Here is a 12,360-nt window from a genome sequence, read left to right on the forward strand (position 1 = left end):
TAACTCCAATGTATCACAACACTTTGTTTTCTCAGCAAAATCCGACGAAATGCATACTAAATAGGACGAAATTTTTCAAGCCAAAATAAGTGTGTCCCCAGTCTTTATGAAACACTCATTGAGTGTATTACTTTTAGGAAGCTGATGTTTTCTTTCTTTGTCGAAGAAGAATAACTCATTTCTATTACCAACAATCACAACTCGTTCCTTTTGCTCTATCATCTCAATAACTTCCATAATTACGGATTCTATTTCTACAGATTCATTCAAACTAAAATTATAGGTTTTATCTACAGCTGGAACGAAAACATCTACGATAATCATATTTCTTCAACCTCCTCAACAACTGCATACGGGAGTCGCTCATTCCTACGTATCCTTTGTATACTTTTTCTTCCTGCAATGTTGCTTAAAAAAAGTATCATTTCTTCTTTTTCCATTATTTCCATCCTAATCATATCCGATTTATGAATATCGACATTTAGACATAATGCAGACTCTGATACAGGATAAAAATATAGAACAATACTTTCATCATTTTGATGAACCACAAGCGTTTCCCTTGCTTCTGAAAATATATCAATCCACTTTTTTGCATATGGCGCTAATACTAAATCATTGTCACTGTCATATATAAGTATCCCATTCTCAACCAACTCGCTCATAGCTTTCTTAAGAGTCCGTCCATCTGCGTGTGTGCTTGTAATCTCCTTAGGGAAAATCAGCCCATCAATTCCTCCTTTGTACAAAAGAATCAGCAGCTCTTCCACTGTTAAGTATCGTGATTGAATATTATTAGTGTTATTCATCTGATTCTTTCCTCTAACACATCTCTGTATGTTCTTGAAACCGGAACCTGCATCCCATTATCAAGTACAACCACATATTCAGAAGCAATAAACCTTGATATCCGATGTAGATTAACTATATAACTCCTATGACATCTTATAAAAAATTCAGGCAACTGTTTTTCCAAACTTTCTAAAGTGTCATTATATCTATAATCTTCTCGGAACAGCCTCACAAAAACTCTTTTGGAAGCCGCTTCAAAATAATTGATTTTTTCAAATGGTATCCGCGTAATTCCTTCTTTTGATTCTATGGTAAACAGTAAGTCATCCTTTTTGCCACATATCTCTACCAAATAATTAGTTACTAACTCTTTTACCGTAACGGTGATGTCTTCGTCAGAGTGTGGTCTAAACAACACCGCAGAAGCTAATATTCCAGGTCTAATGTATGCCCTGGGCGATAATGAATCATCTACAATCAGCATCAGAACAATTCCCGGAAACTTCTTCCTTACCTGTGAAACAATAGACTTACCCGTTGCTTCATCAAACGAAATCACACAAATATTCCCAATATCATTTTCCTCAATGGTCTTTTCAAGCTCAGTCATAGTCTGACATTTCAGAAATTGATCTTCTTCATCTGACTGATACGCTATCTCATTTCTATATGTGTTAATTACGGATGACATTTCTTCTTCATCGGGATCATATATTAGTATTGATATCAACTTTGCCTCACTTTTACCAATGGTAGTACTATCTCATTAACTGCTTCTTCGTTGTTTAACGGAACCATAGCATGCCCTGCTGGTTTCATCGCATCAAGCACTCTACGATCAAAATTGTCAAATGCCATACCTGATAATGCATTTGTACGGGCATTTCCTCCAAGGTGGATTCCTTTGTACTCTTTTACAAACAGCTTGTACAAATTAGTGCTTGATACTGCCGAAGTATTCTCTTTATCTAGAGAAACTATCCAATAGATATTATGTAATGCTCCTGCATCCAAAAGCATTTCCATATTTTCAAGAATACTTATCTCATCCTTCTCATCTTCATTGTCTATAATTTTCTCGATAAATGTAACGACATCATCAATGAATATAAAGATGGGTTCAAATTTTTGCATTCCTAAGTAAACGTCTTCATCTTCAGCGCCAAGCTGCCTAAGCCTTCCCTTTTCAGTATTTCTCGCAACGACATCATTTCTAAGCATTTCATCAAGATACTGACCCCAGGCCTTCTCTGAATCAATATACCTGGCTCCAAGCATGCTAGAGATAATTGAAAGATTCTGATTAAAATCAACAACAACAAGTCTGGCCTTTTTCTCATACGCACAGTTCATAAAGACCTTTATCGCATTTGTTTTTCCCTTTTTCTTACTACCGGTAATTAACACAACATAATACTTACTCAAATCCAGTCCCACCGGCTCCGCGGACTGAGCATCATACCCAACAGGGAATAACCTTTCATTGTTAATTAACTCTCTGGTATCTCTTAACACCACAAAATCTGTCCATAGCGGTTTCTGTGGAATCTCTGGAATACATCTTGGTTTTTCCCCATCCCAAGCAACATCCATCTTTTCCGATTCTTGTCGGATTGTTTCGTTAACAATAAACTCATTTTCAGCGTAAAAAGGAACTGCAGTCTGGAATTCTAATACTCTATCACCGACATAAACAAGACCACGCCCTGTAACTCCACTCTCTGGTCTCATTTTTAATCTATTTGCCCGCAGATATGTCGCATAGTCGTAAGTATTATTTAATTCAAGACATATTGCAGACTTAAAATTTTGGGCAACGCTATTAGGAATCTCACTACTACTAATTCCACCAGCAGTTGCAATTATAAATAAGCCGTAATTAATCCCTTCTTTTACCAGATTATTTATGCTCCCAAAGAATCTGTCTCCTGTCCGATTGTTTAGAACGCCAAACCCATCAATAATTACAAATACAGCCGGAATTGATTCATACCCGTTAATCTTCACATATTGGCTAAATCCTACGTCGCCAAATAAACTCTTTCGTTTAACCAATTCCTTTGCAAGCATCACAAATAGCTTTTCAAGCTTATCAATAGGATCATTTTCAGTGATAATTCCGCCAATATGTGGCATTTTTTCGAATGGGCTAAACTTATGCGCAGAATACTCAATAAGATATAAATTAATTTCCGCTGGAGAGTATCTGTTTATCATTCCGTAAACAAGTGTCTGCAACAAAGTGGTTTTACCAGTGTTAGGCGCACCAAATACAAGAAGATTCCCCATCTTCTCAAAGTTTATTACTACCGCATCCTGCCTTTGGTTTTCTGGGTCATCATATATGCCAATTTCTGTTTCAATACCCCATTCACCGCTATGTGACGGCCATTTCTCACCATCGAATTTGTTTTGGTTCTTCCACAAATTCCTGGAATCGGGGATGCTTCCCAAATCAACCTTTTCGGGTAGTAACGGCATAAATAAACTAAAATCATGCGTATAATTATTTGCCATTGCCACTTCTTGCAAATAGGAAACCACCGCTTCTAACTGAGTTTTTTCAGGCTCTTGAGGCAATTTCTTCTTAGCGTTAGTGAATCCTTCTTCATTTTCAACAATTTTCCGAGCATCAAAACCACATCTGCCTATCCATTCGAAAAGAGTTATAAGGTTTTCCTTGTTGTGCTCATTTTCCGGATAGTCTATTGAATCATATTTAAGTTTTTGAAATACACTTGCTGCTAATAATTCATAATCATATCGTTCATATCCTGCAATCTTATTTTCATCAACACCTGGTACTGACTTTATTTCAAGTAACAATTCCTCTATCCATGCTATTTTCTTTTCTTTTTGCTTCAATAATCTTGCATGATTTCCCTCTATAGAAAGTGTTCCATCTACTGTTAGCATTTTGGCAATGCTTGATTCGCCAAAAGAATCTTCACTATAAACAGCCCCACTATATCCTGACTGAAACAGCTCATAAAGTTCGTCATTACCAACTTGTAAGTAACATCTTCCTGACTGTGTAAGGTATGCTGCATCCGGTTTGTGAAGCATATCAGAACTATCCTGTTTGCTCTGAACACGTAAACATAGTTTGAATCGTGAATTAGCCCATATGTCATCACTTACACTTCCGGAAGGTTTCTGCGTAGCCATAATCAAGTGTATGCCCAAACTTCGTCCCACTCTGGAAAGACTAATAATTTCCTGAATAAACTCAGGCTCTTCTTTTTTCATTTCAGCAAATTCATCTATAACGATTATCAAGTGTGGTAAAGGAACAGCCGCTTCATTATTCTTATACAATTTGGTGTAATCGCGAATATCCTTAACCCCGTATTTTGCAAATAATGCTTCTCGCCTCTCCTTTTCACTCTGTATTGAAAGCAATGCTCTATTAATTTGATTCCCAGATAGATTTGAAATCTGTCCAATCATGTGTGGCAAATTTTCTAATAAATTTGCCATTCCGCCACCTTTATAGTCAATAATAAAGAAGCTGATATCATCAGGGCTATAATTAATAGCCAATGAAAGAATAAATGTTTGCAAAGTTTCTGATTTTCCAGAGCCAGTGGTACCTGCTACAAGTCCGTGAGGACCATGATATTTTTCATGAATATCAAGATAGCAAGGGGCACTTCCTCCCTTTAAACCTATGAGAGCTTTTATAGACTCATATGTACGGTTTTTTCTCCATCTTGTCAGCACATCCAATTCATCTAATTTATTTATTCCATACATGTCAAAGAAAGAGATTGTATCTGGGATTTCTCCACTCTCCTCTATCTCTTGCAACTCGATATTTGCAACACATGTAGCAAACTTCTCAGCATCTGCCACCGTGAGCTCATCATATTTAATTGAAACTCTTTCCTCTATATCGTCAGATACGTTATATAAGCCTCTAAACTCCTCATCATTTTCAATGATAAAGTCACAATTGTTAGGTAACTGTTCATATTTCTCAGTCATGTATACTGTTGAGAATCCATAAGCCGCTTCGGGTTCTAAGAGATATTGAGAAATAAGTTCGCCTTCCAAAAAATGCGGAGCTGCAACCACTAAAATATAATATGGCTTAACGAGTCTCTTTTTTGTGCCATCAAAGCCGTTCTGATCTTCAATTCTTTGTCTAATAAGTTTATTTAACTCGTAGAGAACATTACTAGCTTCTTCTTTATCAGACGCGATATACCTGAAAGTCTTAGTCTCATTCCATGTATGTGGTAGCCACCTTACAAAATCCCATTCTTTATCAAGCCCATCCTGATTCTTGTCATAGATAAGCGCAATCTTAACATCTGTATAAGCGTTATTTGCTGCTATCTGCACAACGAGATCTCTAACGAGCTTAATTCCGCCCGCCATTCTGCGGCCACCGATAACGCCTACCAGCATATGCTCTAGCAAATCCACACAGATTGGCACATTTTTTAGTACAGAGTATTTTTTCTTTATGTCCTCAGGGAGATTCATCAGATTGTTGTCAATCATGGTGAATTTTTTCTCGGGCACCTGAATATCGACCTGGAACCGCAAATCTCCTATTCCAAGCCTATGAGTAAGAAAATCTGGCTGGTTTACATTCCTCCCCCACAGTGATGGTGTATCCGAGGTGTATAAGCTACATTCTTTGGCAGAGGCATACCTTTCACAAAGGACTTTTGTATTCCGATCATATTTTGAACGAATTATTTTTTCTTCGTCACGCAAATACGCTCCATATCTTTCATTTCTTAATTTTTCATACTCTTCATAATCTTTTACAGCCTTGCGCATTCCCGTAACGCCACGAATAGTTGCCATAATTGCAGATGCAACCGCAGTGACGAGCCCAACATACATAAACAGGCCTCTGCTAATACCTGAAACTCTTGATGCGTAAATCATAAACGCACAGCCTAACAACATAGGAATTGACATGCTTAAAGCAGAGCCTAATGCCATCAAGATACCAGTACGTTTTACTTGATCTTTCGAAGCCGGTGGATCATCGATTTTAACAGCATCTGTTTCCAAACGCCTAAACTGTCTAGGGGAACGATGGAAAACTTTGGTCAATTGCTTAGTATTAGGTCTATCCATTGCTGAAGGTGATTCAGCAACTTTTTTGAGTAAATTCTCATTTATAACAGCCTTGCTTTCCAATACGTTAACAGCAAGTGTTGTTCCCAAAAAAACAATTCTTAGTCCAAATAAATCAATACAGTCTCCATATGTAAGTTCATGACTTCCGGAAACCCTTCTATTATTTATATAGCTTCCATTTGCACTCTTAAGATCCTGAAAGTAATACTTATTGTCCTTTTTAAAAAGCGTAGCCTGATCCCCAGAAAGCATATGTTTGTCTTCGAAATCATAAGCAATAACATTTTTTACATCACGTCCAATGGAAACGGGTCTACTTAACTCTGCTATATCAAAGTGGTCATATATTGAAAGGGAGTCTTCAGTCTGCTGAGACATGATTGTGATAATATGTTTCCCATCAACCAACAACTTATAATCATTTTTAGATTTATCACTTTCACTTACCAGCGGACAAGAATACTCAAAATCATCGCTTGAAAGCCTTTTTATCTCATACTCTTCGGATGGCGTAAAATACCATGTATTTTCCTTATTCTCTATCCTAAGTACAATGCTCTTTGTTAAATCAAACAAGCTCTCAGCCAAAAAAATCTCATGGTCAGCATTGTTAACTGCTGGAAGCAAAACTCTTTTAAATGCCTGCTTGCTATATATTGTAAGAATTGTACTCATATAAAAACCTCTCCGTTTTATTGTTGTAATGGCTTACTGAAACACAGTATATACGTACTTACCATTGTCCAAATTTTTTATCGCATCTATAATCAATTGACTATTAAGAATAACGTGATAGCTTACCCCTTCTAAATCTCTTACAATCAAATCTTTTTTGCTCTCATCGCCAAAACAGCATATCTCATGAATATCTGGAATTATCCCATTAAGGATTTTTAAGATCGAACCTGCTCTCGCATCGGTGCATCCCAAAATCTTAACAATGGTACTAATCAATAATTCATTGGTATCGTTCATAATAAGCACCTTAATCCTGACCAGCAAACATCCTTGCATCTTTTTCTACTTCAAGATTGCGATAGTTCTCATACCCCTTTTCCATTTCTTCTTCGTAGATATCAAAACTATGCTTCCATTTATTAATTGTCTCTTGTGAGACACAATACTTCGTGGGATTAGATATTGCTGCATGCTGATAAGCATGCCGTAGCTCATGAACAACCGTAGTATACAATCCAAAAGTATACTCTGCAGGATAATTCTTAAGATAATACTCGTTTATTTTGATTCTTTTTAAGCGCTCATCATATCTTCCTACAGAAATACGCCCCTCACCATCTTCTTTTTCATTAAAAAAGGTGATTGATGAATAAATGTTTAATCCTAATACGCCTGCCACCTCATTCATATATGAAACAAGCATTTCTTTTCTTTGAGCATAATCCGCAGCAACCCACTTCTCTTCCGAATAGGCACTCTTTTTATTGATCCTTTTAATCTGCTCCATCATTTTTTTATCTGAAGCAGCTTCCTTTGCTGATGATGTTGCCACATAATCTTTATTGACTTTTTTAAACAATATGAAGTCTATGATTTTTTCAATAGTACTTCTTTTATCTATCCCTGTATCAATTTTTGAATAAGCTTCAATCGCGTCGCCACCAGCAATGTCCCTAAATTTAGATAGAATACCCTCCTCACAGCTCAAATAAATACCAATCACACGTTCTATCGCCTGTTGCAGCGTCTCACATTTTAATGCTTCATCATACACTTTTCCGGATATACTTGTCAGCGCAGAATACAAATCAGCGTTATCATCAGCACTACTCTCCATGGTTGCAGCAATCGAATCGATTTGACGTGCGTTTTCTTTTAGCCGCAAACATATAGCATTAAACTCATCTTTTGAATTCTGAATTTGATCTGTTGAAAAATGGAATTTACTACCCATATCTTCCTATAGATTTCTGAATATCCATTCAGTTAGCGTGTTTACACATTTTACTTCAATATAATAAAAGGAATCTTCAACCACATTAGTGCGTATATCAACTTGTCCATCTTCGTTAACGCACAAATAAAACGATGCATTTTGTGCTTCCCCACGTACTTCAACCATTTTATGTTCCTCAACACTGCCCACTATTTTTGAATGAGCAACGTTATCAATGACGAACAGTTCTATCATCTTTGCATATGCGCCTATCAAAAGCGGTATAGTCGGCAATAAACTGAGTCTTACTTCATCGTTTTCATATAAGTCCAAGCATATATAATCGACTCCAGATAGATATATGTATCTCTTGTAATTGACATTTTTATTGCATAATTCTATCCACACGTCTGGATTAACAATAATATCTGTTAATCTTTGTCCCCAATCAGAAAACACTGTTTCATTGTCAACTAATGTCAGTATTCCTTCTTTAAATAAACTTTCAAGTTTATAACTGTCTTTATTTAAATCAGAATCTACTATACTCCAATCATCTAACACTATGCCTTTGGGATTTTCATTTCTTAATGCATACGTGCATAGCAATAAATCAGCAACATTCAATTGTTTCACCTTATTCCGATTTAACATATCTTCCACTTTTGATTCGCTTATCATCAGGCTTTACCGCATCAAAAGGAATAGCCCAGGTATTTCCAAATTTCTGTGCACCAGGAATACGTCCCTCCTTGCATAGCTCATTTATCCGTCTTTCACCTATTCCCCATTTCTCAGATACTTGTTTAATAGTTAGATAATCCATGCACCAAGTCCTTGAATAAATAGAATCAATAAAATGCAATATTCGTATCTTTTTAAGATGTAAATACACCATCTAATTGTATTCTATTTTATGCGTTTTCTCGCACTATATCAATGTGACTTCAGGCATTTTCTGAATATTTTCCAACATTTGTAAAATAAATCAATCAACACCACCCGAATAGGATGTACACAAAAGGGATGCCATATCGACATCCCTTCCTTGTTGACTATGATTACTTCTTATTTAATCTGTTTCTAATCTTACGTATAACAAAGCCTATTGCAGAAGGGATAACGCCGAACCCAGCATCAATAATCGGCATAAAGAAGACAAACCACCAACTAAAACCATCCATGATAATTGCAGTTAAAGTACCTAGTATAGCTGATGTTAATACCCCCATCTTAAAGCCCTTAAAATAAGCAACTATCATGCTTATTATAGCTACCCCGACCATTAATGATGCTTCTAAAGGAAACTCGCTATAGTCTTCAAATAATTGTTTCCATGAAATAGGTATCGCAATTATAAACATCAGTATAACTACTAGCATTATTCCAAATACGACTAGATCTCCTGTATTTTCAGGCGCTATACCTTTACTACCAGACATTTTTTCAACATTAAAATATGCGCGATCTTTAATCTTAGCAAAAGGCGCTGGCGTATCGGTAAAAGTTACTTCACCTTTATCCTCATCTATATAAGCATATCCCTTTACCTGATTGAAAATTCGTCCATTTTTTATAGCTTCTCCATCACTTTCATAAATAGTTACTTTTTTCTCTCCCATTCTGCACCTCTGAATTTGTTTTAAATTATCCGTTTTTATTCGCTGCCTTTTTTAAATCATTTGATCATTTAGAATTTATTGCATGTTTACAATAATATTTTCAATATATGAGTATGCGTTAGGCGCTACACTTTTAAGCTTTTCAGGCCGTGTAAAGTATGCTGCAAAAGCCTCTGCAAAAGCCTCTCCTGAGCTATAAACCTGCGTGGGACTATATGGTTGCATTTCTGTCCATCCTTCCCAATTTCGTGAGTATCTATATCCATAATCTAGAACATGTCCCAGTTCATGATATAAAGTATATACAGGAGGCATGAAAGAAGATTTTGTTCCACAAACATAAACATCTGCAGAGATAAAACTACCACTGTCATCCCAAGTTATATAAGAGTACCCCAGACTTTGTCTTGTATTAACCGTTCCTATATACTCTCTTGTTGCAGCATATATCCTAATATTCTTTTTGTTATAGTAGTTTTTTACATTCTGTGGCAATGCAGCGTAACCCGCCTGCATTTCCGCCTGTTTTTCCACAGATTCATCTTTATTACCGATAGTCAGATCATTCGTTTGCGGAGCGGTTGATGTAGCGGCATTTGCATATGGAAGCCTTCCTTCAGCTTTGCCAAAAGCCAAGTAGTGAGCATACAATAGTTCTTCATCATATCCATATGCAGCTTTCACATCTGGATAAGTATTTGCATAAAACTCAGCGTCAAAGTTTTGTCCATCTTTCATGGTTTTTGGTGCCGCTTCAACGTTTATTGTACATGATAAAAATGCTACAAGAATCATTATAATTGACAATAATCTGTTTCTCTTCATATTTGACCTCTCTTTCATATATATTCACTGTTATCGGTATCTTTTTATAAGTATAAGTAATACATGAAATCTTGCATTCCTCTATCTGATATAACTCTAACATGATTACTTTCTACAACGGATAATATTCTGACGAAATGCAATCCAAATGAGATGAATTGCAAAATTACAATTTATCAATGGAAAGAACAACGACATTTTATTCAATAACTGAGCTTTAATAACGATTTAGGCAGGAAAAAATACAACCATATAGCTGGTACAGACGCAGTATCACCAACATATCTGCGCCTCGATATACGTAAAAAAATATAATACGATAGACTACAGACCATTGCGAATTCAAGCTGCGATTTCCCCTTTTGTAGCCTCCTATACCTCCTCCCAGACAGCATAGGCCAAATCTAAATGTTAATCAGTTACGTCAAAAAGGCTTCTGCCGCACATGGGACAATAATTAATACCTCTACGAAACTCAAGTTGCTTAGTTGTCCCTTTATTTAAAATATGCAGCGCAAGCTGCTTACTATCAGGCTCAATAAGAACCCACATATACAAATCTCCAACAAGCCCCAGCTTAACGCAATGGGCAATCAGGCTTCCTTCATAGTACTGGTCATGATCCTCGCAAAAGTTACACATATTCAAACTCCTATCCCCTATGCCGCCTTGCATACAATTATGAATCATAAAATGTACGTTATTTCTCCCTTGTACTATGTATAAATCGTTCTATTTCTTTATAGAAATTTCATTAGGAGCTATTCTCTCTCAATGGTAGAGTGAACATAGTTTAAAAGAATTTTTACGGGGTTCATGCTATCCATGATCTTATTTGATGATCTGCCTTTGGATAAAGAAATACTTGATGCACTTAGAGAGCTGAGGATAAACTATGTCTTTCAGCCTATTTTCCGTGCAGATGGAAAAACAATATTTGCAAGAGAAGCCCTGATGCGTCCACTGGACATGAATGTCATGGATCTTATTGAAGAATATACCAAAAAAGATAAGCTCCATATCCTTGAAATAGCAACTTTCTTTGGTGCTTTTCAGGAATATGAGCTTCGCGGATATACAGAACATATCTGCCTCAACTCTTTTCCTTCAGAATGCTTTTCTCCAGCGGAAACGAAAGTATTTGCAGATTACTATGGAGATCCAAGAGGCATCGGCATCATTGAGATTCTTGAATATCCATACATTTCTGAGTTTGCCTGCAAGATGAAAAAGGGTGACACTAAAGGGCAGCGATTAAAAATAGCCATAGATGACTTCGGAACAGGGTTAAGCAACATGGACCTTGTAAACATGTACGAACCGGACATAGTAAAGCTTGATCGCGACCTGATATCAGATATAGATAAGCTCCCTGAAAAACAGGAAAATGTCAGAAATCTTCTGCAGGAATTTCATTCAAGGAACATGTTGGTAGTAGCTGAAGGTATAGAGAGAAAAGAAGAATTTGATTACCTTGTAGGCCTTGGAGTGGATCTTTTCCAGGGATTTTACCTTGCAAGGCCGTCATAAGAGGAACTTTACATGAGCCAAAATACAGGAAACAATTATGAAAACAAAAATAAAGGACTCAGCACCGGTGCTGCAGCCCTCATATCAGTACTGGCAGTTCCAGTAACACTGCTTGCCAGCCTTCTCATATCGAATAAGAAAAAGAATTGATATATCATATCGCTATCTTCCAAGACACCTTGTCCTTATCAAAATAAAGACGTATGGTCCTGTACATATCAAGGATCAGGACCCTGCACTCAAACACAATGTCCTTGCTGCAGACATAGACACCATCGGGTGTCGTATATGTCTCTTTATGGTATAACTGTCTGTAGCCCTTTATAGTGTACGCCTCATAGCTCCCGTCTTCATTCATGAGACGGAATCTCATTGGGATCACATTCCCATCTGACTTGTGCTCGCATATCACATCCACCTTATCAATAACCCTGCTCATAGAAATCTCCTTTAGTAAGGGATATTATAGAACATCTGTTCGTGTATGTAAATATGCTTTAGATTTCTTTCAGAAACAACTTAAATGTAATTTTTAATTCCAGTTTGCAAGAGTAAATTCTAGAGTTATGGAAGTTACTCTTACACATATATACT

14 protein-coding genes are annotated in these 12,360 nt (G+C 36.6%); 2 read left to right on the forward strand and 12 right to left on the reverse strand.

Translation table 11 applies throughout. The annotated features are described in order from the left end of the window. Positions 1–75: 75 nt before the first annotated feature. The 11 genes from E7276_RS12875 to E7276_RS12925 form a co-directional block, all read right to left on the reverse strand. The gene (locus E7276_RS12875; protein WP_294218368.1) at positions 76–324 is read right to left on the reverse strand and encodes an EsaB/YukD family protein; all 249 of its coding nucleotides are present in this window, start codon (positions 322–324) and stop codon (positions 76–78) included. Further along, entirely contained in the window at positions 321–809 is a 489-nt protein-coding gene (locus E7276_RS12880) for a hypothetical protein (RefSeq protein WP_294218370.1), read from the reverse strand. Before E7276_RS12880 ends, E7276_RS12875 begins: the two co-directional genes overlap by 4 nt. Further along, positions 806–1,522 carry a LytR/AlgR family response regulator transcription factor gene (locus tag E7276_RS12885; protein ID WP_294218373.1) on the reverse strand — a complete coding sequence of 239 codons (717 nt, stop codon included), beginning with the start codon at positions 1,520–1,522 and terminating at the stop codon, positions 806–808. The genes E7276_RS12880 and E7276_RS12885 overlap by 4 nt, the downstream gene beginning before the upstream one ends. After that, positions 1,519–6,570 carry a type VII secretion protein EssC gene (essC, locus tag E7276_RS12890; protein ID WP_294218375.1) on the reverse strand — a complete coding sequence of 1,684 codons (5,052 nt, stop codon included), beginning with the start codon at positions 6,568–6,570 and terminating at the stop codon, positions 1,519–1,521. Before essC ends, E7276_RS12885 begins: the two co-directional genes overlap by 4 nt. Positions 6,571–6,603: 33 nt before the next feature. Further along, the gene (locus E7276_RS12895) at positions 6,604–6,870 is read right to left on the reverse strand and encodes a hypothetical protein (RefSeq protein ID WP_294218377.1); all 267 of its coding nucleotides are present in this window, start codon (positions 6,868–6,870) and stop codon (positions 6,604–6,606) included. 10 nt (positions 6,871–6,880) lie between these two features. Next, positions 6,881–7,807, reverse strand: coding sequence for a hypothetical protein (locus E7276_RS12900; protein ID WP_294218380.1), 927 nt, complete (start codon positions 7,805–7,807; stop codon positions 6,881–6,883). A 6-nt stretch (positions 7,808–7,813) separates the two neighbouring features. Next, positions 7,814–8,416: a hypothetical protein gene (locus tag E7276_RS12905; protein WP_294218382.1), complete on the reverse strand. Its 603-nt coding sequence runs from the start codon at positions 8,414–8,416 to the stop codon at positions 7,814–7,816. A 10-nt stretch (positions 8,417–8,426) separates the two neighbouring features. Further along, positions 8,427–8,615 carry a helix-turn-helix domain-containing protein gene (locus E7276_RS12910; protein ID WP_294218384.1) on the reverse strand — a complete coding sequence of 63 codons (189 nt, stop codon included), beginning with the start codon at positions 8,613–8,615 and terminating at the stop codon, positions 8,427–8,429. A gap of 235 nt (positions 8,616–8,850) precedes the next feature. Further along, positions 8,851–9,411 carry a hypothetical protein gene (locus E7276_RS12915; protein WP_294218387.1) on the reverse strand — a complete coding sequence of 187 codons (561 nt, stop codon included), beginning with the start codon at positions 9,409–9,411 and terminating at the stop codon, positions 8,851–8,853. Between the two features lie 75 nt (positions 9,412–9,486). Beyond that, positions 9,487–10,236: a hypothetical protein gene (locus E7276_RS12920; RefSeq protein WP_294218391.1), complete on the reverse strand. Its 750-nt coding sequence runs from the start codon at positions 10,234–10,236 to the stop codon at positions 9,487–9,489. Between the two features lie 411 nt (positions 10,237–10,647). Next, complete coding sequence (locus E7276_RS12925) at positions 10,648–10,878, reverse strand: hypothetical protein (RefSeq protein ID WP_294218394.1); 231 nt, start codon at positions 10,876–10,878, stop codon at positions 10,648–10,650. Between the two features lie 207 nt (positions 10,879–11,085). Here E7276_RS12925 and E7276_RS12930 point away from each other — a divergent pair, with 207 nt between their 5' ends. After that, positions 11,086–11,766, forward strand: coding sequence for an EAL domain-containing protein (locus E7276_RS12930; RefSeq protein ID WP_294218395.1), 681 nt, complete (start codon positions 11,086–11,088; stop codon positions 11,764–11,766). 12 nt (positions 11,767–11,778) lie between these two features. Beyond that, entirely contained in the window at positions 11,779–11,916 is a 138-nt protein-coding gene (locus tag E7276_RS12935; RefSeq protein WP_294218397.1) for a hypothetical protein, read from the forward strand. A gap of 4 nt (positions 11,917–11,920) precedes the next feature. Here E7276_RS12935 and E7276_RS12940 read toward each other — a convergent pair whose 3' ends face one another. Continuing rightward, entirely contained in the window at positions 11,921–12,205 is a 285-nt protein-coding gene (locus E7276_RS12940) for a hypothetical protein (RefSeq protein ID WP_294218401.1), read from the reverse strand. Positions 12,206–12,360: the final 155 nt, after the last annotated feature.

It is taken from the genome of Pseudobutyrivibrio sp., from assembly GCF_015057185.1.
Taxonomy (GTDB): Bacteria; Bacillota; Clostridia; order Lachnospirales; family Lachnospiraceae; genus Pseudobutyrivibrio.